This window comes from Acinetobacter sp. TUM15071 (assembly GCF_008980925.1).
GTDB classification, from domain to species: Bacteria; Pseudomonadota; Gammaproteobacteria; order Pseudomonadales; family Moraxellaceae; genus Acinetobacter; species Acinetobacter dispersus.
Genome location: NZ_BKGB01000006.1, coordinates 173601 through 195513, shown reverse-complemented (window position 1 = coordinate 195513; position 21913 = coordinate 173601). Strand labels below are relative to the sequence as shown.

Sequence of the window (21913 nt, the reverse complement as noted above, 5' to 3'; positions counted from 1 at the left end):
GCTGCATTTTTTATGAGATTTGATTATTTACGGTTTCGATAGAAAACATAATGACTTAGGTAACATGCTGCAATAAACAGCAAACAACCAATAAAGCCTGCTTGCATCTCAGGATCTGCCGCCATACTTAAGCCAGTAATAAAACAGAAGATAAAACCTAAGATGGGTACGATAGGATAAAGCGGTGCAGCAAATTTTAAGTCTTTTGCGCTATGTCCCGCTTTGTACCATTGGCGTCTAAAGTTAAATTGACTCCAGCAAATACTCATCCAGACGATGACCATGGTAAATGCTGCAACACCTAATAAATTCTTAAAAATCGTCTCAGGGGCAAAGTGTTCTGATAACAGACCTGGAATCGCACCAAACATGGTCACGACAAGCGCAATAATCGGGGTGCCACTTTTTGATAAGCGCGAGAATACACTTGGTAACTGACGCTGATCTGATAAAGACCACATCATACGTGATGCAGCATAAAGACCCGAGTTTGCAGCAGAGAGGAGTGCAGTAATAATTACGAAACGGATAATATCATCGGCATAAGGAATACCAATGTAGTTAAATACTGTTACGAAAGGACTGCTACTCACCCCTTCACCGCCTAAGCCAGCGACTTGGAATGGAAGTAAAGCACTGATCACCACGATTGTGCCGACAAAGAAAATCAATAAACGCCAGATCGCGGCATTGATTGCCTTTGGAACATTCTCAGCAGGGTCTTTGGTTTCACCTGCAGCAACACCAATCAATTCTGTGCCAGAAAAGGCAAAGTTAACAATCAACATGGTGGTAAATATTGGAATAAGTCCTTGTGGGAACCAACCGTGTGCAGTCAAATTATGAAATAGTGGTGCTGATTCATAACCTTGGAATGGAATGAAACCAAAAATAGCCATCAAGCCTAGAATGATAAAGGCAATGACGGTGACTACTTTAACTAAGGCCAACCAGAATTCGGATTCGGCGAACATTCGGGTTGAGGTGAGATTTAAACCCAAAATGGTGACAGCAAAAATAATGGTCCAAATCCACATGGAAATGTGCGGAAACCATTCCTGCATCAGTAAGGCGGCAGCGGTAAATTCTGTACCTAAAGTTGCGGTCCATGTGAGCCAGTAGACCCAAGAAATCATATAACCTGTGCCTGGACCAATATATTTTTGAGCGTATGCACCAAAAGATCCAGCAACAGGCATGTGTACTGCAAGCTCACCTAAGCAGAGCATGACCATATAAGCAATTAAACCACCTAAAACATAGGCAATAATTGCACCCACAGGGCCGGTTTGAGCGATAACTTCGCCAGAACCTAAAAACAAACCTGTACCAATCGCGCCACCTAAAGAAAGCATGACTAAATGGCGAGTGCTCATGGCACGCTTTAGCGTTGTTGGTTCTGAATTCGCATTTGAGTTGGAAGATTGCATACGACAATTTGTCCAAGCATAGAGAAGCGGCTATTTTATGGAAAATTCGAAAATGTGCAATCTGCTTGAGAAAGATTATTAGAAAAATATAATTATTCTATTTGAGAATATGGCGTCCCTACGGGGATTCGAACCCCGGTTACCGCCGTGAAAGGGCGATGTCCTAGGCCTCTAGACGATAGGGACAGATGAGGCAACACATACATGACTGAAAGTCTAACTTCATCTCGGAAAAGCAGTGCGATTTCGAGAATCTGGTGGAGCCAAGCAGGATCGAACTGCTGACCTCTACAATGCCATTGTAGCGCTCTACCAACTGAGCTATGACCCCAGAATGTGTGAGCGCAATATTAGGGGGAATGCGCTCACACGTCAATCATTAAACTGAATTAAGTCTCACTATTTGCATCATTTTTCGGCAGTTTTAGTGATTCATTTAGCTTTTCCCAAATTTTCAGTTCTTTCTTGCTTGGTGCTCCCACGATCTCTAAAGCATGACGCAAGCGTGCAAAGGTCAAATCTGGACCTAATGTCACCATAGATTGCATCACAGGAGTAGAGCTGGTTGAACCTGCGATTGCGATAAAGAAAGCTGGCATGAAATCACGAAGCTTAACCTCCATCTGATTGGCCAAGTCCATCAAGGTTTGGCTGACTGTGTCATTGTTCCACGTGAACTGGCTTTCTAAACGCCAAATGGCAAATTGTAAGCTTTGACGAACTTGCTCTTCGGTCAATTTTTTGCTTTCAAACTGCTCTTTGCTGATTTGTGGCATGTGATTGAAATAGAAACCTGCCCAATTCACTGCTTCAGAGAGTAAATTGATACGTGGTTGAATTGCAGCAGCAATATCCTCAAGCGTTTGACGGTCACTTTTCCATGCCAATAAGCGGTCTAAAAGCTGTCCTGGGGTTAATGCTTTGATCCACTGACCATTGAGCCAGTTGAGTTTCTCGACATCAAAGATTGGACCACCTAGAGAAACACGTTGTACATCAAAGTTTTCAATCATGTCCTGTAGGGTAAATACTTCACGCTCATCCGGCATTGACCAACCCATACGGCCTAAATAATTCAACAACGCTTCTGGTAATACACCGATGTCGCGATAATAGTTGATTGAGGTCGGATTTTTACGTTTAGATAGTTTTGACTTATCTGGATTACGTAACAATGGCATATGACACAATGTTGGCATGTCCCAACCGAAATATTGATACAGCAATTGATGCTTCGGTGCTGATGGTAGCCACTCCTCACCACGTAACACGTGAGTGATTTCCATTAAGTGGTCATCCACTACATTGGCAAGGTGGTAAGTTGGTAAACCATCTGTTTTTAACAGCACTTGCATGTCGACCTGCGCCCATGGAATCTCAACTTCACCACGGAGTAAGTCATTAATTTTACAAATGCCTTCTTCTGGTACTTTCATACGGATAACATGTGGCTCACCCGCAGCAAGACGACGTTGTACTTCTTCTTGAGATAATTTTAAGCCGCGGCCATCGTATTTAGGTGTTTCGCCACGTGCTTGCTGTTCAGCACGCATTTGGTCAAGCTCTTCTGCGGTTGCAAAGCAGTAGAAAGCATGTCCTTTTTCAACTAATTCAAGCGCGTATTGCTTATAAATGCCCATGCGCTCTGATTGGCGATAAGGGGCATGTGGGCCGCCAACATCCGGACCTTCAGACCAATTCAACCCTAACCAGCGCAAAGAGTCTAAAATCATTTTTTCAGATTCTGGCGTTGAACGAAGTTGATCCGTATCTTCAATACGTAAAATAAATTCACCGCCATGTTGTTTGGCAAAACATAAATTAAATAACGCAATATAAGCAGTACCTACATGGGGAAAACCTGTAGGAGAAGGCGCAATACGGGTACGGACTTTCATAAATTATCGGAGCTTAAATTTAAATTGAAACTATTATAACGAAAAAGCCTAGTCACGGCATGACTAGGCTTCATTTAAACATGTGAAGGGGCACATATTTAAGAAATATTAAGAGGTATGCGGTTGAAATATGGTTTGGACGAAACGAGAAAAACGTTCATGCTGGCTGGCAAAGAAGGTCTGTGTTGGTGTGGTTCGAATCGTATTCAACATCTTTAACTCATCGTCTGATGAGGGTAATAAACCAGTATTACGTTTTTGCTGATCAAGTGCTTTAACAATTAAGCTCGAAGAAGATTTATCAATTGTTTTTATGTTATTGCTTTCTTTAATTGCTGCTGCATGTCCAAATTGAATAGAACATACTAAAAATAAGCTTAAGCTTAGTGTTTTTTTCAAATTTAATGCTCGCATTGCTCACATCCCCTTATATGATTTTGAGTCTACAAGACTAACCAAACAACTATAGTATTGCTTTAATAATACGATTTAAACATAAATCTTAATAAAAAAGTTGATATATGTCACACTTTTTACAAAAATATAAAAATTTGACACATCCTAGTGTTTATTTATAGCAATGTGGCTACTTTGTATACAACTAGAATTTAGCAAGCAAATGTGTAGAAAAAGTGGAGAATGATAACTTTTCTCATTTTGCCATAAAAATAACAGGCTGAGTATTGTTTTAATACAAAAAATACGGACTAGGGCTATATCTCAAAAACAGAATAGCAATAAATTTATTGATATAACTATATGATTGTAAATTATTTTTAAAGAAATATAGTGGTGACAAACGGGGCGAAATGAGTAAACAATAAATGAAAACTGTCATCGCAGCAGCATTGTTGGCGTGGGGCTTAAATGGCGTAGCACAAGCGGCAACTACTTTTTTAAACGTGTCTTATGATCCAACACGTGAGTTTTATCAAGAATACAATCAAGCATTTGGTCAGTACTGGAAAAAAAGAACAGGGCAGGATGTTGATTTCAAACAGTCGCATGGTGGCTCGGGTAAACAGGCGCGTTCAGTCATAGATGGCTTACAGGCAGATGTTGTAACGCTCGCATTGGCCAATGATATTGATGAAATTGCCAATGCAGGTTTAATTCGTAAAGATTGGCAAAAACAATTTAAAGATAACTCTGCGCCTTATACCTCAACCGTGGTGTTTTTAGTGCGTAAGGGCAATCCAAAGAATATTCGTGACTGGAATGACTTGACCAAGTCAGGTGTAGAAATTATCACTCCAAACCCTAAAACTGGTGGCGCGCCGCGTTGGATTTATTTATCAGCTTGGGGTTATGCATTGAAACAGCCGGGTGGTAATGATGCCAAGGCACGTGAATTAGTGAAAAAGCTTTATCAAAATGTCAAAGTCTTAGACTCGGGTGCACGTGGTTCACTCACCACTTTTGCTGAACGTGGCATTGGCGATGTATTGTTGTCTTGGGAAAATGAAGCATTATTGGCAACTCAAGGCTTAGGAAAAGATAAATTTGAAATTGTGTATCCTTCAATTTCGATTTTGGCTGAACCTTCTGTGGCAATCGTTGATAAAACTGTCGATAAAAATGGCAACCGTCAGTTAGCGCGTGGTTACTTAAATTTCCTTTATTCACCTTTAGGGCAAGAGCTGGCTGCGAAATATTATTTCCGTCCGCGTAATCCACAGGTTGCTGCCAAATATGCTCAGCAATTTCCAAAGATTAAACTCTTCAAGATTGATGATGTGTTTGGTGGCTGGGCAAAAGCACAAAAAACACATTTTGTGAATGGTGCGATTTTTGACCAGATTTATGCGGAAAAACCATAAATTCAGTTTCTACTGAGATTAAAGTGAATGATCAAAAAGCAAATACCGAAGGTGTTTGCTTTTTTATTGAGTGAAAAATGATAAGAAAACGGTTTTATCTATGAAAAGTTAAGAATTCTCTACAAAAAGTCGTTTGGTGCTGGCATAAAACAAGGTGATAATGTGCAGTTACATTTTCAGCTGTTGATCCATTTCTTATGTCGCATATTTCTGTCTTACTTCATGAAACCGTTGATGGCGTATTGGCAGGTCGCGATACTGGTATTTTTGTCGATGCGACCTTTGGTCGTGGTGGACATACCAAGTTATTACTTTCAAAACTAGACCAAAATGCACGTGTTTATGCCTTCGATAAAGACCCTCAAGCACTTGAAGTTGCAGCACAATTAGAACAAGAAGATCCACGTTTTAAAATTATTCATGCCAGTTTTGCAGATATTCAATCCGAGTTAGCTCAAATTGGACTGACTGAGGTTGATGGCATTATGGCTGACTTAGGTGTGTCATCACCACAATTGGACCAAGCTGAACGTGGTTTTAGCTTCATGCAAAATGGGCCGTTGGATATGCGGATGGATAATTCGCAAGGTTTAACAGCAGCTGAGTGGTTACTTGAAATTGAAGAAGAAAAACTCGCAAACATTATCTATCAATATGGCGAAGAGCGTTATAGCCGCCGCATTGCCAAAGCGATTAAATTGGCAGGTGAAATGACAACGACTGCCCAACTGGCAGAAGTGGTTAAAACTGCACATCCAAAATGGGAAAAGCATAAGCATCCTGCAACGCGTACTTTTCAGGCGATTCGTATTGCCATTAACAAAGAACTAGATGATATCGAGACATTTTTACCGCAAGCTGTCACATTATTAAAACCAACTGCGCAGCTGGCAGTGATTAGCTTTCATTCTTTGGAAGATCGTTTAATCAAGCAGTTTATTCAAAAAGAATCGAGTTTGGCTGAAGACACGGGCTGGGGTATGCCTCAAGCACAGGTCGATACTCGACGTTTAAAGAAAGTTTCTCGTATTCGTGCGAGTGAAGCAGAAGTAAAAGCAAATCCTCGTTCGCGTAGTGCATGGCTACGCGTGGCTGAGCGTTTAGAGCAAAAAGGCTGAGAATGAACAACAAGAATGATGACGACGTTAAACCAAGCAGCAGAAAAGGACTGAAAAAGGTTGTTGTGTATGCTGTACTCGTTGCATTGGTGTTTACAAGTGCGATGATGGTGGTGTTTCAAGTATTTGAATACCGTCATGATTATCGTGACTTGAGTGCATATATGCGTGAAAGAGATGATTTGAACGCTGAATGGGGGCGTTTATTGATTGAACAGCAAACCTTTGGTGCAACCGCACAGATTGGTTCTCGCGCAGTCACTCAACTACGTATGTTCTCACCTCCTGCAACGCAGACGGTTGTGATTTCTTTACCTATGACTTCAAAGCAAGATAAATAAGGCATGCTGTATGGCAGATAAGCGAAGTAAACCAATACGAAAAAAACAGCAGTCTATTTCTGAAAGACCGACCCTTGCTTTGGATATGTGGCGATTTTATCTGCTTTGGGGAACGGTGCTTCTTTGTTTTGTTGTGTTGATTGCACGTGCGTTCTACGTGCAAGTGGTCAATAAAGACTTTTTGCAAAATAAGGCCAATGCCAATATTTTAAGGACTGAGCGTTTAGAGGCGATGCGTGGTGTGATTAGTGATCGCCATGGCGTACCTTTGGCGATTAGTACCCCGATCATGAAAATTGTGATGGACCCAAGAGATTATTGGGAAACCAAACAGCAATTTGATGACATCACGGCAGAACTCAAAAAAGATCCGAATAATCGTAAATTAAAACGTCAATTGCCCGATAAAAACTTGAACCTAGATGAATTGGCAGATGCAGTTGGTGTAGATCGTGCAGATTTAAAGAAACAAATGCAGGCACGTCCACGTTCACGTTATTTAGTTTTGCAAAAAGAAATTCCACCACAACAAGCTGACTTGATTACCAAGCGTAATTTCCAAGGCGTTTATGCAGAGAAAAGCTATAAACGCTACTATCCACAACCGCAGCCAAATGCACAAATTATTGGTTTGACCAATAGTGAAGGGGTGGGGATTGAAGGTTTGGAAATGCAACTGAATAAACAGTTGTCAGGCATGGATGGCGAGCAGAAAATTATCCGCGATAAAAAGGGTAATCGTCTGAAAGTTTCAGAAGTCATTAAAGAAGTTGAATCAGGTGAAAATGTCACCCTGAGTATTGATTCACGTTTGCAATATATTATGTACCGTGAACTGACGGCTGCAGGTGTGGCCAATAATGCACGCTCAGCAACTGCGATTGCAGTCGATGTTAAAACGGGTGAAATTTTGGCGATGACCAGTTGGCCGTCGTATAACCCGAACGATAAGAATGGTCTCAGCAATAAAGATGCGATGCGTAACCGTGGCGCGATTGATATGTTTGAACCAGGTTCAACCATGAAGCCGTTTACAGTGGCTGCTGCCTTGGAAAGCGGTAAATACACGCCGAATACGATTGTTAATACTTCACCAGGATCGATGCGTTTAGGTTGGCATACCATTCGTGATACCCATAACTATGGTGCTTTAACCGTTTCTGGGGTGATTATTAAATCTTCGAACGTGGGTTCGGCTAAAATTGCCTTGTCTTTACCAAAAGATACCGTCCCGTCTTTCTTTAGACGTGCAGGTTTCGGCCATCGTTCAGCGGTGAAATTTCCAGGTGAAAGTTCTGGTTTGCTCTATTCAGGCGATAAGCTCAATCCATCGCAGTTGGGGACCATGGCGTATGGTTATGGTTTGAATGCGACAATTTTACAAGTTGCACAAGGTTATGCCATGTTGGCAAATCATGGCGTACAAATGCCATTGAGTTTGCGAAAATTGGATAAGGCTCCAGAAGGCACACAGGTATTGAGTCCTAAAATTGCCGATCAAGTACTGACCATGCTAGAACAAGTCACCATGCCTGGTGGTACGGCTAAGCAAGCGGTGATTCCTGGCTATCGCGTTGGGGGTAAGACAGGGACAGCGCATAAATTACGTGCAGACCGTAAAGGTTACTCAAACAGTGAATATCGTGCTTTATTTGCAGGTGTTGCGCCGATCAGTGATCCGCGTTTAGCCATGATTGTCGTGGTTGAAAATCCACAAGGCCGTTACTATGGTGGTTTGGTTGCTGCGCCTGTATTTGCGCGCATTATGCAAGAGTCTTTACGCCTTTTGAATGTGCCTTTAGATAAACCACTTGATACTTCTATAAAATCCAATCCGTAGGTAAATTATGTCGATTCGTTTTCAACAGATACACCCGATCAGCATAGATGCGGCTTGGTACACCCAACCTTTTCAGGGTTTTTCTTTGGATAGTCGTAAGGTTGAGAAAGGGCAAATTTTTATTGCTTTAAATAGCTATAGCCAACCTGAAAAAACACGCCAGTTTGCACAAAATGCTTTGGATGCAGGTGCATTGGCCGTAATCAGTGAGGCACCATTGGGTCTCGCAAACGAATGGGTTTGTGCTGATGTCCGTTATCAAATGGGCGAATGGCAGAAGCAGTATTTACAAGCGACTGATCCTGTTCAGCCTTTACGTGGTATTGCGGTGACAGGAACCAATGGCAAAACCACGATTTCACGCCTCATTGCGGAGCTGATTAGTTCACAAGGTAAAGGCTGTGCTGTGATGGGGACCACGGGTAATGGGATTCTGCCAAATTTAACACCATCCACACATACCACCTTGGATGCACTACAATTACAGCATGCGTTACATGGCTATGCCAAGCAAGGCGCAAGTTTTGTTGCACTGGAAGCCAGTTCACATGGTTTGGAGCAAGGGCGTCTTAATGGTTGTGAGCTTGAAATTGCGGTGTACAGTAATTTAAGTCGTGACCATCTGGATTATCACGGTACTTTGGAGGCTTATGCTGAAGCCAAAGCCTTATTGTTTAAATTTACGACCTTAAAAGCTGTAGTGATCAACTTGGATGATGCACATGCACAGCTGATGTTGGAAGCTGCGAAGACGAATCCAGCACAGCCGAAAATTCTGACTTATTCTTTAACTCAGACGACAGCGGATTATTATATTGCGGATTTGCAATATCGTTTGAGTGGAGCAAGTTTTACATTAATTGCTCCGACAGGTCATTATGTGGTGCAAAGTCCATTACTTGGGCAGTTTAATGTTGAGAATTTATTAGCCAGCCTGATTGCAGCAGAGTCTGCTGGTTTTGCCTTGGCTGATTTGGTCCAGTTTGTGCCGCAACTGAAAGGCGCACCAGGCCGTATGCAGGTCATTCAAGATGCTGAGCGTCTATTCGTAGTGGATTATGCGCATACACCTGATGCTTTGATCCAAGTGCTGACGACCTTGAAGCGTCATTTGACTGGACAATTATGGGCGGTATTTGGTTGTGGTGGCGATCGTGATCGTGGCAAACGTCCACTCATGACTCAAGCTGCACTTGATCATGCCAATCCTGTTGTGCTGACTTCGGATAATCCGCGAACTGAGAATCCTGAACAGATTTTTGCGGATATGAAGCAAAGCATCAATTTCTCAGAACATGAGATGCATGAAATTCATGATCGTCGTGAAGCGATTAAATTTGTGGTGGCGCAAGCCCAAGCAGGTGATATTGTGGTGATCGCGGGCAAAGGACATGAAAACTATCAGGAGATTGATGGGGTTCGCCATTGGTTTGATGATGTGGTTGAGGTGCAGTCTGCGATTGATGCACAGCCACATCCTGTCGATTCAGCCTATCCTGCGCAATAAGGTTAAAAGGTAAATAAAGCGTATGCATACTTCAACGACCAGTACTGTTCCATTACAACCTTGGACCGCAGAACAATTACAACAGGCCACACAAGGCGAGTGGTTTCAACAGAAGCTTCCGCAAGGTGAAATTAAACGTATTTTAACTGATTCACGTCATGCAGAAGCAGGTGATGCTTTCCTTGCATTAAAGGGTGAACGTTTTGATGCACATAATTTTGTGGCACAAGTAGCAGCACAAGGGTGCCAAATTGCGATTGTTGATCATCCTGTCGATGCTGATATCGCTCAGTTGGTTGTCAAGGATACGCGTTTGGCATTAGGGTATCTTGGAGCATATCGTCGCCAACACAACCCGCAATTAAAAGTGATTGCTTTAACAGGCAGTAGTGGTAAAACCACCACCAAAGAAATGTTGGGCAGTATTTTATCTCGCTTGGCGCCGACCTTGATTACCCGTGGCAACCTGAATAACGATCTCGGTGTTCCGATGATGTTACTTGAGCTACGCCCTGAGCATCAGTATGCCGTAATGGAACTGGGTGCCAGTCATCAAGGTGAAATTGATTACACTTCGAATCTGGTTCAGCCGCATGTGGCTGGGATTTTAAATATTGGTACAGCGCACTTAGGTGAGTTTGGTGGACGTGAAGGTATTTGCCGCGCTAAATCAGAAATCTATGCGCATATTTTGCCTCAAGGTACTGCGATCGTTCCTGCACAAGATGATTTTGCAGCTACGATTCGTGAAAATGCACAGGCACATCCGATTCTCAGTTTCGGTGAAGGCGGTGATATTTTTGCGACAGATATTCAGCTTCATCCTCAATCAGCACAATTTAACTTGCATACTCCACAAGGCAATCGTTCGGTAAATCTACCATTCGCAGGTGCGCACAATGTACAGAATGCCGCAGCAGCGACTGCATTTGCTTTAGCGCTTGGTATTGCGCTTGATGATATTGTGCAAGGCTTAGAGCAAGCACAAGGTGCCAAAGGTCGTCTGAACTTTATTCAGCAGCAGAATCACCTGTTTATTGATGATACTTATAATGCTAACCCGACTTCCATGCGTGCAGCAGCACAGGTGCTCTTGCAGCAGCAGGGCCTAAAAGTCATGGTGATGGGAGATATTGGTGAGCTGGGTGACAGTAGCTGGCAAGAGCATCATGATCTCGGCCGAGACTTGGCATCGTTACCATTAGAGCATCTGGTTGTCGTCGGTGAATTCGCTGAAGCAGCGCAACAAGGTTCATCTCATTCAGAAAAGTTACATGCCTTTGCAACACAGGCAGAAGCATTACCGTTTTTAATTAATTTAGTCCAAACACATCAACCCCAGTCAATGAGTTTCCTATTCAAAGGGTCTCGTTATACCCACATGGAAACGTTGATGGCTGACTTGATGGAGAAAATTTAAATGTTGTTATGGTTATTTGAGCAATTGGCGGACTATAACAGTTCGTTTCAGGTTGTTCGTTATTTAACATTGCGCTCTTTGTTGAGCTTGCTGACGGCCTTGACGATTGGATTGGTTTTAGGACCAGTGATGATTCGTAAATTACAGGCATTAAAATATGGTCAGGCAGTGAGCTCTTTTGCACCTGAAAACCATGCCAAAAAAATGGGAACGCCAACCATGGGCGGGATTCTCATTTTGCTTTCTATTGGGATTAGTACCCTGTTGTGGGCTGACTTATCTAACCCATATGTTTGGATTGTACTGGGTGTCATGGTGGTGTTTGGTGCTGTTGGGTGGGCGGATGACTGGATTAAAGTTCGTTACAAAGACAATGCAGGTTTGCCAGCACGGAAGAAGTTCTTCTGGACTTCGGTAGCGTCTCTAGGAGCAGGTATTGCTTTATATGTCATTGCAAAACAACAAGATAGCGTCGTGCATACTGAGAATATGCTAGATTTGCTGATCCCATTCTTCAAGAATCTTTCTATTCCTCTATCTGCTGTGCCATTGGGTCTAGCATTTATTGTGTTTACTTATCTGGTGATCAATGGCGCATCGAATGCGGTGAATCTTACCGATGGCTTAGACGGTTTGGCAATTATGCCGATCGTTATGGTTGCGGCGGGTCTAGGTGTGTTCGCCTATTTGTCTGGTGATATTCGTTTTGCCAATTATTTGCATATTCCTTATGTAAAATATACCTCTGAATTGGTAGTGATCTGTTCTGCCATGGTTGGTGCTGGTTTGGCCTTCCTTTGGTACAATGCTCATCCAGCCCAAGTCTTTATGGGTGATGTCGGTGCGTTGGCACTTGGCGCGATGCTCGGTACTATTGCGGTCATGGTTCGTCAAGAAATCGTATTTGCCATTATGGGCGGTGTATTTGTGATGGAAGCGATTTCTGTATTCCTGCAAATCGGTTCATTGCGCATGCGTAATAAGCGTGTTTTCTTGATGGCGCCTTTGCATCATCATTATGAAAAACAAGGCTGGAAAGAAACTCAGGTTGTGATTCGTTTCTGGATTATCACGATTTTCCTCGTCGTGTTAGGCTTAATGACCTTAAAATTACGTTAAACCAAGATTCAAGAAAGAAGCTGGTATTGACCAGCTTTTTTTATGTTTGGAGAAAATAGATGAGTTTGTTGATGTGTCCTGTTTGTCGCCAATCCTTGAATTTGGTTGAGAATTCTTGGCGTTGTGAAAAAGGACATCACTATGATGTAGCCAAACAAGGCTATGTGAATTTACACGTGGTACAGCATAAGCACAGTAAAAGTCCAGGGGATACCCCTGAGTCGGTGCTGGCACGTCGTGAATTTTTGCAAGCAGGTTTTTATCAGCCCTTGCAGCACGCTGTGGTTGAAATTCTACAGCAACTTAAACCGCAAGCCATTTTAGATATTGGTTGTGGTGAAGGTTATTACACCAGTGCCATGCAAGCTTATACTCAGCAGTGTATCGGGGTAGATATTGCCAAAACAGCAGTACAGCGTGCAGCAAAATTAAATGCAGAGGTTATATGGGTGGTTGGAACAGGTGCAACCTTACCCGTGCAAGATCATTCCATTGACATTTGTACCAGTCTATTTAGTCCAATTCCACAAGATGAAATCGTTAGAGTCTTGCGTGATGACGGTTATTTAATTGTGGCAACACCTGCACCTAAACATCTTTATGACTTACGTGAAGCATTATTTGAGCAAGTAAATTTGCATGAACCGCAAAAATTTGTAGAACAGCTAGATGCCCAGTTTGAGTTAAAGCAAGCGCATATTGTTGAAGCGCCACTGCAATTGGATCAAGCTGCCTTGAGGAATTTAATTGCAATGACGCCTTATGCGTATAAAGCGAATCCTGAACGACGTAAGGTGCTTGAGCAAACGCAGCAATTTGCAGTGACTGCCGCCTTTCAGATTTATCTGTTCCAAAAAAGAAAGAAGCCATCAATGTGATGGCTTCTTTTTTATTTACTGAATTTGATTGATCAGATGTTCAATCCCATCCTTTTCTTTTGGTGGCGGGTTCTGTGAGTTTGAACCCATTGCAGGTGGTTGCTTTTTCGCTGGGACAATCGGTTGTTCATCTGTTACTGGCGTGGTTCCAGGTAAATCTGAAAAATCATTTTGTGTTGAGCGAACAGGTGCAGGAGGTGCAGGGCGATAAAGTGGACGTGCCAATGGTGGAGAGGCACGATATTCTTTTTTATCTTCGCTTTGCTGGATTTGTAATTTGTCACGAGAGATTGGATCTTTCGCATCTTTATCCAGACGCACCCAAGCAGATGGCGTATCTTTTAAAGATTTGCCCATAAAGTTGGTCCAGATCGGAAGTGCGGCAACGCCACCATATTCACGACGACCTAGTGTGCGCGGTTGGTCAAAACCAACCCATGCAATCGCAACCAAGTTACCATTGAAACCTGCGAACCAAGCATCTTTGGCATCATTGGTGGTTCCTGTTTTGCCGCCTAAATCATCACGACCAATTTTAAGTGCAGCTCGACCGGTACCATGTTGAATTACATCACGGAGGATATTCGCCATATCGTAAGCAGAACTTGATTTTAGAATACGTTGCGCTTGGCGATAGTCACTGTTTGTTTTTGCTGTCTGTGTTGCATCAGCAGTCAAGATTGGCGTTTCAGAAGCAGCTGTCGCGTCATCTAAAGTCTGATTGGTAACTTCGGTTACTTGCTCTTTAGATTTATCTTTTTCTGCTTCAGCAGTTTGTTGTTTTGTGCTTGCATTTGGATTACTAATACATGGGATACATGCATAGTCAGGTTTTGCTTCATAAATCACTTTGCCAGAAGCATCTTCGATTCGTTTAATGAAGTGCGGTTGCACGCGATATCCGCCATTGGCAAAAGTGGCATAACCTGTTGCCATTTGTACAGGCAGTACCTGTGGTGTACCTAAGGCAATGGTATAGTTACGCGGGATTTGGTCTTCTTGTAAACCAAAATCCATAAACAATTGACGAGTACGTTCAATCCCAACGTTCTGTAATAAACGTACAGACACCGTATTTCGAGATAAATAAAGCGCACGGCGTAGAGGAATCATGCCAAGGTAGCGGCCATCCGAGTTTCTTGGAGACCATTTACCAATAGTGATTGGACTATCATTGACCATACTATACGGAGTCATGCCACGTTCTAGCGCCAATGCATAAACAAAGGGTTTAATGGTTGAACCCGGTTGTCTCCAACCTTGTATTGCGCGGTTGAATTTAGATTGGTAGAAGTTATATCCACCTACAACTGCTTCGATCGCACCATCATTTGGGTTGATCGCAATCAGTTGCCCTTGGACTTTAGGTACTTGCACCAAAGACCAAACCGTTTTACCTTCATTCGGACGTAGGCGGATAATATCTTTGACTTTGACAATTTGTGAAGCATTGGATGGTGCACCGCCAACACTATTGGCATTGCGATAAGGGCGAACCCATGACATGCCAGACCAATTAACAGTGACTGTTGAACCATCTTGCATTAAAGCATCAAAAGAATTGTTGTTGACCTTGATGACTTGTGCTGGATAAGTATTGGCATAAGCGATGAACTGCTTAAGAGGTTTGTCATGTGCCTCAGGACCACGCCAGCCATGACGACGGTCATAAGCTTCCAAACCATCTTGAATAGCTTGCTCTGCATAACGTTGACGGTTGCTATCAATGGTGGTGTATACCTTATAGCCAGAGTCAACAGCTTGCTCGCCAAAGTGTTCGACCAGTTCTGAGCGAACCATTTCCCCTACATAGGGAAATACATTGCTCACTGATCGGTCCATCATATTTAGATTGATCGGTTCTGCGACGGCTTGTTGATATTGGTTTTGGTTGAGATAACCCAGTTGTAACATGCGTCCTAAAATCCAGTTACGACGTTCAAGAGCACGCTCTGGATTGACAACAGGATTGTATTTGGACGGTGCTTTGGGTAGACCTGCAATCATTGCCATTTGCGCAGTGGTCAGTTCATTCAGGTTTTTGTTGTAATAGACCCGTGCAGCAGCTGCAATACCATAGGCATTTTTACCTAAGAAAATTTTATTGACATAAGCTGTCAGAATTTCTTGTTTTGTTAAGTTCTGCTCGATTTTACGTGCCAGAAAAACTTCAGTTAGTTTGCGTCTAAGTGTTCGGTCTGGACTTAAATAATAGTTCTTTGCCACCTGCATGGTAATGGTTGAGCCCCCAGTTTGGACATCAGAACCAGTCACAGATTCGGTTAGCGCTCGTCCGAGTCCTTTAAAGCTAATGCCATTATGCTCAAAAAAGGACGAATCTTCGGCTGCTAAGAAGCCATGAATGAAAGTTGGTGGGATCTGTTCATACTTAACAGGAATCGATAATTTCCCGCCATATTCCGCAATCAGCTGATTATCTGTCGTATAGACTTGCAATGGTTTTTGCAAAGGCGCTTTTTTGAGTGAACTCATATCTGGCAGCGAAGGTGCGAGATAGAGATACATGCCATAAAATCCCATTGGAAGTGAGACTAAGATAATAATAACGATCAAAAAAAATGGCCGAACAATACCAGAACTGGATAGCTTTTTCATAATAAGTAAGTTTTAATAAGAGCGAATGGCAAACTAATTGTGGTCAGTATATCCTTTAGAAATGCGGATTGTTAGATGAGTTATTGTATCCGTAGCAATTAAAGACCAAAACAAATTAGTGTGTTGTATTTTTGGGGATAAAAAAATAAATAGGAAAGTACTGTGCTCAGGTTATATCGTAAACCAAATAAGGGGTTAGTGGGTGTCGATATTAGTTCGACAACTGTTAAATTATTGGAGCTCTCTGTAAAGAACGGTAGATATTGGGTTGAAAGCTATGCAGTGATGCCATTGCCTGAAAGCAGTGTGGTTGAAAAAAGCATACTGAATCCAGAGGCGGTGGGTGATGCGCTTGAGAGAGTCATTAACCTTGCAAATCCTCACACCACCAATGTTGCTATTGCGGTGCCGACGTCTATGGTCATTAACAAGATCATAGAAATGGATGCCGACATGACGGATGAAGAACGAGAAGTTCAAATTCGTATGGATGCCGAGCAATACATTCCGTTCCCATTAGATGAAGTAAGTCTTGATTTTGAGGTTTTGCCTGATCGTTTGGCTAATGCCAATCGGGTGAATGTACTCTTGGTCGCTACGCGTACTGAGAATGTCGATACACGTGTAGAGGTACTGGAACTTGCTGGCTTGACCGCAAAGATTGCAGAAGTTGAAAGCTATGCAATGGAACGCGCATTCCAAGTATTTGCCGATACCCTGCCAATGGGGGCAAATACCGTTGGCATTTTGGATATAGGTCATACCATGACCACCTTATCTGTGATGCAAAAAGGTAAGATTATCTATACACGTGAGCAAGTGTTTGGTGGACGCCAATTGACCCAAGATGTACAAAGCCGTTATGGCTTGTCTTTTGAGGAAGCTGGGCGTGCTAAAAAAGAAAGAAGCTTGCCTGATGATTACGATACCGAAGTCCTTGAACCCTTTTTAGATGCAGTGGTACAACAAGCTGCACGTTCACTTCAGTTCTTTTTTTCATCTTCTCAGTTTAACGAAATTGATCATATTCTGTTGGCTGGCGGGAATGCCAATATTCCAGGCCTTGCCAAGTTATTACAACAAAAACTAGGTTATCGCGTCACCATTGCCAATCCATTTCTACAAATGGGTTTTTCTCCGCAAATTGATATTAAAAAAATTGAAAATGATGCTTCCTCTTTAATGGTTGCATGTGGTTTGGCATTGAGGAGTTTTGATTAATGGCAAAGATTAACTTACTCCCTTGGCGTGATGAGCTAAGAGAACAAAGAAAGAAACAGTTTGTCGCATTTTGTGTTGGGGTTGCTGCATTAGGGGTTGCATCGGTTTTTTCTGGATGGATGTATTTTGATCATAAATTGAATGATCAAGAACAAGCCAATCAACTGATCGTCAGTACCAACCAAAATTTAGATACGCAACTAAAAGCATTAGATGGTCTGCAAGAACGTCGCAATGCCATCATTGAACGAATGAAGCTGATTCAAGGCTTGCAGGGACAACGTCCAGTTACAGTACGTTTGGTTGATGAGCTGGTACGAGTGACTCCACCCACCATGTATTTAACCAAGTTTAGCCGGACAGGCGATAAGTTCACGATTGAAGGGAAGGCTGAAAGCCCGAACACTGTGGCTGAACTATTACGTAACTTAGAGGCATCGCCTTGGTATCGTAACGCTTTTATGAACTCTTTCTTGGCAGTGGATGAAAACAAAAATAAAGATAAAACAGCAAGCTCACTGGTTCCTCGGGTTGAGGAAAATTATGGAAGTTTTGTTGTTACTGTCGATTTGGGTGAGATTGGCACAACTGCTGAGGCTGCACCGACATCAGAACAGGTGGCTTCAGGAGCAGTGGCAGCGGGAGTGGCGAAATGAACCAAGATGAATTGAATCAAGACACCGTTGCTGCGAAGAAAAAGAAGATGTCCGTCGAGCAATTCTTCCAGCAATTTAATACCTTGGATATGAATAACTACGGTAGTTGGCCGCTGTCGGTTAAAATTACCTGCTGGATTTTCGTCTTCTTGGCGGTTGCTGCATTGGGTTATTTTGTGGTGATTAAATCCCAACTTGAATCGATTGCAAATGCACAAGCACAAGAGCAAAGCTTGCTGAATGAGTTTCGGGAAAAAGACTCAAAATTGCGTAATTTGCAGCAATATCAAGCGCAACTTCAAGAAATGGAAGCGAACTTTAATCAACAATTAGAGCAGTTGCCTAAAGAAACAGAAATTCCAAGCTTGGTTGAGGACATTAACTTAACGGGTGTCAATTCTGGTCTGAAATTTAAGAATATCCGTCTGGAAAATGAAGTAAAGCAAGAGTTCTTTATTGAGCAACCGATCAGTATTGATGCCACTGGTGATTATCATGCTTTTGGTGCTTTTGTTACAGGTATCGCAGCGTTGCCTCGTATTGTAACCTTGCACGATTTTACCGTTGAAGCAAAAGAAGATACGCAGAAAAAATCGGATATTCCTGTGGTGAATTATACCGTCAAAGCAAAAACATATCGTTATGTGGGTGCGGATGAACAAACAAATAATGCTGCGGGTGCACCAACAACTCAAGCAGCGACTACTCCACCTGCGCAAGGAGGAAAATAGTAGTGAATAACTATAAATTATTACTTGGTTTATTGGTTGGGTTAAGTTTAGTGGGGTGTGATTCAAGGATTGATGCCGTGAATCAAAAAATGGCAGAAATTCGGAATCAACCGCCTTTGCCGATTGAACCAGCACCGATCTTTACCCCTGTGCCATTGTTTAACTATTCAGCACATCAGCTGAAAAGCCCGTTTATGCCAAGTTCTTTGGCGGCTGAGTTAAAAATTATGGCGGGTAAGCGTGTTTATCCGAATTTTAATCGCCAGCCGCAGCCTTTAGAAAGTTATGCGCTGGAATCGTTGAATATGAAGGGCAGTATGCGGGGTAAAACCAGCAATACGATAGCTCTCATTCAAACACCAGATGGTCAAATTGAACGTGTGCAAGTCGGCAGTTATTTGGGAATGAACCAAGGACGTATTATTAAAATTAGTCCAACCCAAATAGATTTGGTGGAGATTGTACCTGATGGTCGTGAAGGCTATGTCGAAAGACCTCGTACACTCGTTTTAATTGGGCCAGCACCGTAAGATTAAGGGAATAACAATGAAAAAACAGTTTAAAGATTCTTTATTTGGGGAAGCGAAGACCATGAATCATGCATTCCGTCAATTTTCTATGGGTGCAATCGCTATTGCAGTGATGCAAGTTGCATCGGCACAAGTGAGTATGACCAATATTGTACCAATGAGTTTGGCAGATCAGGGCACGGAGATTCGTGTCATGTTTAATGGTCTTCCACCACAACCACAGGCCTACCAGCTAGAACAACCTTCTCGTTTGATTTTGGACTTTGACAAAGCGCAGCAGACGTTAACAAAAAACTCGATTCCTGTATCGACTGCTGAAGCCAGTTCAGTCGAGGTGGCATCAGATGATCAGCGCTCTCGAGTCATCGTAAATTTAAAAGATGCGGGTGCATTTACCACGCGTGTTGAAGGGAATACTTTTGTACTGAAAATTAATTCAGCAAAACCAACGGCGATTAACAGTCCATCTGTAGCTACTCGTCAAGTACAACAAGGCGTTTCCAATATTGGTTTCCAAAGAGGAAATCAGGGTGAAGGATTGGTTGTGATCGATTTGTTGGGCAATAACACACCAGTCGATGTGCAACAACAAGGCAGTAAAATTGTGGTGCGTACTGCGGGAAATAAAATTCCTATGCATTTAGCACGTCGCTTAAATACCAATGATTTTGCAACACCTGTTGCAAGCATCGATGCCTATAATGATAAAGGCAATGGCGTGATTACCATTCAATCTGCGGGTAGCTATGAATATATGGCTTATCAGGCAGAGAATAAGCTCACTATTAGTCTGAAACGCCCTATAGATAACTCTCCAGCCAAAGCCAAGGCACAAACCTATACGGGTAACAAAATCTCTTTAGATTTCCAAGATATTGAAGTTCGTCGCGTATTACAGTTACTTGCCGACTTTACTGGCATCAATATGGTGGCGGCAGATACGGTGCAAGGTAATATTACTTTGCGTTTAAAAGATGTGCCATGGGATCAGGCCTTAGATATTGTATTAAAAACCAAAAATTTGGATAAACGCCGTAATGGCAGTGTGATTTGGATTGCACCTGTTTCTGAGTTGATTAAGGCTGAAGAAGAAGAAGCCAAAGCAATCGCACAGAGTGTGAAGCTAGCGCCACTTCAAACGGAATATATCCAATTAAGCTATGCAAAAGCTGCTGATATCGAGAAGTTAATTACACAAGGTAAAAACGCAAATACCAATAATGGTGGTAGCTCTGGTTCTAGTAGTGTTAGTAATGATACCTTAACTGGAGGTTTATTGAGTCCCAGAGGTACTGTATCAACAGACCCACGAACTAATACTTTGATTATAAATGATACCTCACAAAAAATTGATCAGATTCGTAAGATGGTCGATCTACTTGATGTTTCTGTTAAGCAAGTCATGATTGAAGCACGTATTGTCAGTGCCAGTACTGATTTTACCCGAGAGATGGGGGTGAAATGGGGCATTTTATCGCAAGGAATTACCAATAATAATGATTTATTGGTGGGCGGTAGTGATACCACTTTGTGGAATTTACGGAAACCTGAGAAAGATAGTGATACGGGTGGCTGGAAATACGAGATTGAGCGCCCTGATAATTTGAATGTCGACCTTGGTGCAGTGACGCCTGGCGCAAGTCGTATCGCTTTTGGTTTGATTAGCCTGTCTGATTTTATGTTGGACTTAGAGCTGTCTGCAGTACAAGCGGATGGTTATGGTGAAGTGATTTCTACACCAAAAGTGATGACTGCGGATAAGCAACCGGCAAAAATTGAATCAGGTAAGAAAATTCCGTATACATCTTCAACGGGTGGTGGTGCAAATGCTGTACCTAAAACAGAATTTATTGATGCAACTTTAAGTCTGGATGTTACCCCAAGTATTACACCTGATGGTAAGGTGATGATGAAGTTGAACATTACCAAAGACTCACAAAGTACACCGACACCAACAGGTCAGTTGACGATCAATAAGAACCAAATCGACACCAATGTCTTGGTGGATAATGGTGAAACCGTGGTTCTCGGTGGTATTTTTGAACAAGAAAATATTAGTTCCCAAGTAAAAGTGCCGTTCTTAGGTGACCTGCCTTATGTTGGCCGCTTATTCCGTCGAGATCTGAAAACAGATAATAAACGTGAACTGCTTATTTTTATTACGCCGAGAATTGTTAATGACACTTTGACGAGAAATCATTAATATATTTTCAATAATTGCAATGAATATAGGTGGCGCGTTGCCAAGCAAAGCGTTTGAAACCCTACCAAATATCTATTTGGTAGGGCCAATGGGGGCAGGGAAAACAACAGTTGGTCGGCATTTAGCAGAATTGTTAGGTCGAGATTTTATTGATAGCGACCATGAAATCGAGCGTAAAACAGGTGCGACAATTCCATGGATTTTTGAAAAAGAAGGGGAAGTCGGATTTCGATTGCGTGAAACCAATGTATTGAACGACTTAACGTCTCGCTCACTCTTGGTATTGGCGACAGGTGGAGGTGTGGTGACGCAACCCCAAAATCGTGAATTCTTAAAACAACGTGGTATTGTGATCTATCTTTATACGCCTGTAGAGCTACAATTACAGCGAACCTATCGCGATAAAAATCGCCCATTATTACAAGTCGAAAATCCAGAACAAAAATTACGAGATTTATTGGCGATGCGAGATCCTTTATATCGTGAGGTTGCACACTATATAATTGAAACAAATCAAGGTGCAGCGCGGGATTTAGCACAACGTATTTTGAACGTTATTTTATCTAAACAAGTTAAGTAGTTTCT

At 42.3% G+C, this 21913-nt stretch carries 17 protein-coding genes, 2 tRNA genes and 1 pseudogene; 14 read left to right on the top strand and 6 right to left on the bottom strand.

The features are described 5' to 3' along the window. Positions 1 to 23: 23 nt before the first annotated feature. The 5 genes from GBI66_RS08000 to GBI66_RS07980 all read right to left on the bottom strand — a co-directional run bounded on the left by GBI66_RS08000 (position 24) and on the right by GBI66_RS07980 (position 3742). Positions 24 to 1430 (bottom strand): amino acid permease, encoded by a 1407-nt coding sequence (locus GBI66_RS08000; protein WP_005185572.1) that lies wholly within the window; start codon positions 1428 to 1430, stop codon positions 24 to 26. A 110-nt stretch (positions 1431 to 1540) separates the two neighbouring features. Further along, a tRNA-Glu gene (locus GBI66_RS07995) sits at positions 1541 to 1616 on the bottom strand. 69 nt (positions 1617 to 1685) lie between these two features. Continuing rightward, positions 1686 to 1761, bottom strand: a tRNA-Ala gene (locus GBI66_RS07990). Between the two features lie 58 nt (positions 1762 to 1819). Continuing rightward, positions 1820 to 3328, bottom strand: coding sequence for a glutamate--tRNA ligase (gene gltX / locus GBI66_RS07985; protein WP_151715713.1), 1509 nt, complete (start codon positions 3326 to 3328; stop codon positions 1820 to 1822). Positions 3329 to 3436: 108 nt separating this feature from the next. After that, positions 3437 to 3742 (bottom strand): hypothetical protein, encoded by a 306-nt coding sequence (locus GBI66_RS07980; RefSeq protein WP_005185566.1) that lies wholly within the window; start codon positions 3740 to 3742, stop codon positions 3437 to 3439. Positions 3743 to 4152: 410 nt separating this feature from the next. Here GBI66_RS07980 and GBI66_RS07975 point away from each other — a divergent pair, with 410 nt between their 5' ends. From GBI66_RS07975 to GBI66_RS07940, 8 genes and pseudogenes are all read left to right on the top strand, one after another. Continuing rightward, positions 4153 to 5148: a sulfate ABC transporter substrate-binding protein gene (locus GBI66_RS07975; protein WP_151715712.1), complete on the top strand. Its 996-nt coding sequence runs from the start codon at positions 4153 to 4155 to the stop codon at positions 5146 to 5148. 197 nt (positions 5149 to 5345) lie between these two features. Next, complete coding sequence (gene rsmH / locus GBI66_RS07970) at positions 5346 to 6266, top strand: 16S rRNA (cytosine(1402)-N(4))-methyltransferase RsmH (RefSeq protein WP_005185559.1); 921 nt, start codon at positions 5346 to 5348, stop codon at positions 6264 to 6266. Between the two features lie 2 nt (positions 6267 to 6268). After that, positions 6269 to 6607 carry a cell division protein FtsL gene (locus GBI66_RS07965; RefSeq protein ID WP_004803889.1) on the top strand — a complete coding sequence of 113 codons (339 nt, stop codon included), beginning with the start codon at positions 6269 to 6271 and terminating at the stop codon, positions 6605 to 6607. A gap of 10 nt (positions 6608 to 6617) precedes the next feature. Continuing rightward, positions 6618 to 8451 (top strand): annotated as a pseudogene (ftsI, locus tag GBI66_RS07960) (penicillin-binding protein PBP3). A 3-nt stretch (positions 8452 to 8454) separates the two neighbouring features. Further along, positions 8455 to 9954 carry a UDP-N-acetylmuramoyl-L-alanyl-D-glutamate--2,6-diaminopimelate ligase gene (locus GBI66_RS07955; protein WP_151715711.1) on the top strand — a complete coding sequence of 500 codons (1500 nt, stop codon included), beginning with the start codon at positions 8455 to 8457 and terminating at the stop codon, positions 9952 to 9954. Between the two features lie 22 nt (positions 9955 to 9976). Continuing rightward, positions 9977 to 11374, top strand: coding sequence for a UDP-N-acetylmuramoyl-tripeptide--D-alanyl-D-alanine ligase (murF, locus tag GBI66_RS07950; RefSeq protein ID WP_151715710.1), 1398 nt, complete (start codon positions 9977 to 9979; stop codon positions 11372 to 11374). Further along, positions 11375 to 12493 carry a phospho-N-acetylmuramoyl-pentapeptide-transferase gene (mraY, locus tag GBI66_RS07945; protein ID WP_005185546.1) on the top strand — a complete coding sequence of 373 codons (1119 nt, stop codon included), beginning with the start codon at positions 11375 to 11377 and terminating at the stop codon, positions 12491 to 12493. A 59-nt stretch (positions 12494 to 12552) separates the two neighbouring features. Then, positions 12553 to 13371, top strand: coding sequence for a putative RNA methyltransferase (locus tag GBI66_RS07940; protein ID WP_151715709.1), 819 nt, complete (start codon positions 12553 to 12555; stop codon positions 13369 to 13371). Between the two features lie 15 nt (positions 13372 to 13386). Here the strand turns inward: GBI66_RS07940 and ponA are convergent, their stop codons facing one another. Next, entirely contained in the window at positions 13387 to 15987 is a 2601-nt protein-coding gene (gene ponA, locus GBI66_RS07935) for a penicillin-binding protein PBP1a (RefSeq protein WP_151715708.1), read from the bottom strand. 162 nt (positions 15988 to 16149) lie between these two features. Between ponA and GBI66_RS07930 the strand changes: the two genes are divergently transcribed. The 6 genes from GBI66_RS07930 (at position 16150) to aroK (ending at position 21908) form a co-directional block, all read left to right on the top strand. Then, positions 16150 to 17208 (top strand): pilus assembly protein PilM, encoded by a 1059-nt coding sequence (locus GBI66_RS07930; RefSeq protein ID WP_005185539.1) that lies wholly within the window; start codon positions 16150 to 16152, stop codon positions 17206 to 17208. After that, positions 17208 to 17864 (top strand): PilN domain-containing protein, encoded by a 657-nt coding sequence (locus GBI66_RS07925; protein WP_005185537.1) that lies wholly within the window; start codon positions 17208 to 17210, stop codon positions 17862 to 17864. Before GBI66_RS07930 ends, GBI66_RS07925 begins: the two co-directional genes overlap by 1 nt. Continuing rightward, positions 17861 to 18595 (top strand): type 4a pilus biogenesis protein PilO, encoded by a 735-nt coding sequence (locus GBI66_RS07920; RefSeq protein WP_005185536.1) that lies wholly within the window; start codon positions 17861 to 17863, stop codon positions 18593 to 18595. The genes GBI66_RS07925 and GBI66_RS07920 overlap by 4 nt, the downstream gene beginning before the upstream one ends. A gap of 2 nt (positions 18596 to 18597) precedes the next feature. Then, a complete protein-coding gene (locus GBI66_RS07915) occupies positions 18598 to 19125 on the top strand; it encodes a pilus assembly protein PilP (RefSeq protein ID WP_151715707.1) in 528 nt (175 codons plus the stop codon). 61 nt (positions 19126 to 19186) lie between these two features. After that, complete coding sequence (gene pilQ / locus GBI66_RS07910) at positions 19187 to 21328, top strand: type IV pilus secretin PilQ (RefSeq protein ID WP_171494281.1); 2142 nt, start codon at positions 19187 to 19189, stop codon at positions 21326 to 21328. Between the two features lie 19 nt (positions 21329 to 21347). After that, a complete protein-coding gene (aroK, locus tag GBI66_RS07905) occupies positions 21348 to 21908 on the top strand; it encodes a shikimate kinase AroK (RefSeq protein ID WP_005185528.1) in 561 nt (186 codons plus the stop codon). Positions 21909 to 21913 lie beyond the last annotated feature (5 nt).

Coding starts and splice junctions, on each gene's coding strand:
- GBI66_RS08000 (WP_005185572.1), bottom strand. CDS start 1,430: ATGCAATCTTCCAACTCAAATGCGAATTCAGAACCAACAACGCTAAAG.
- GBI66_RS07940 (WP_151715709.1), top strand. CDS start 12,553: ATGAGTTTGTTGATGTGTCCTGTTTGTCGCCAATCCTTGAATTTGGTT.
- pilQ (WP_171494281.1), top strand. CDS start 19,187: ATGAATCATGCATTCCGTCAATTTTCTATGGGTGCAATCGCTATTGCA.
- GBI66_RS07965 (WP_004803889.1), top strand. CDS start 6,269: ATGAACAACAAGAATGATGACGACGTTAAACCAAGCAGCAGAAAAGGA.
- GBI66_RS07975 (WP_151715712.1), top strand. CDS start 4,153: ATGAAAACTGTCATCGCAGCAGCATTGTTGGCGTGGGGCTTAAATGGC.
- ponA (WP_151715708.1), bottom strand. CDS start 15,987: ATGAAAAAGCTATCCAGTTCTGGTATTGTTCGGCCATTTTTTTTGATC.
- GBI66_RS07980 (WP_005185566.1), bottom strand. CDS start 3,742: ATGCGAGCATTAAATTTGAAAAAAACACTAAGCTTAAGCTTATTTTTA.
- murF (WP_151715710.1), top strand. CDS start 9,977: ATGCATACTTCAACGACCAGTACTGTTCCATTACAACCTTGGACCGCA.
- rsmH (WP_005185559.1), top strand. CDS start 5,346: ATGTCGCATATTTCTGTCTTACTTCATGAAACCGTTGATGGCGTATTG.
- aroK (WP_005185528.1), top strand. CDS start 21,348: ATGAATATAGGTGGCGCGTTGCCAAGCAAAGCGTTTGAAACCCTACCA.
- GBI66_RS07955 (WP_151715711.1), top strand. CDS start 8,455: ATGTCGATTCGTTTTCAACAGATACACCCGATCAGCATAGATGCGGCT.
- gltX (WP_151715713.1), bottom strand. CDS start 3,328: ATGAAAGTCCGTACCCGTATTGCGCCTTCTCCTACAGGTTTTCCCCAT.
- GBI66_RS07925 (WP_005185537.1), top strand. CDS start 17,208: ATGGCAAAGATTAACTTACTCCCTTGGCGTGATGAGCTAAGAGAACAA.
- GBI66_RS07920 (WP_005185536.1), top strand. CDS start 17,861: ATGAACCAAGATGAATTGAATCAAGACACCGTTGCTGCGAAGAAAAAG.
- mraY (WP_005185546.1), top strand. CDS start 11,375: ATGTTGTTATGGTTATTTGAGCAATTGGCGGACTATAACAGTTCGTTT.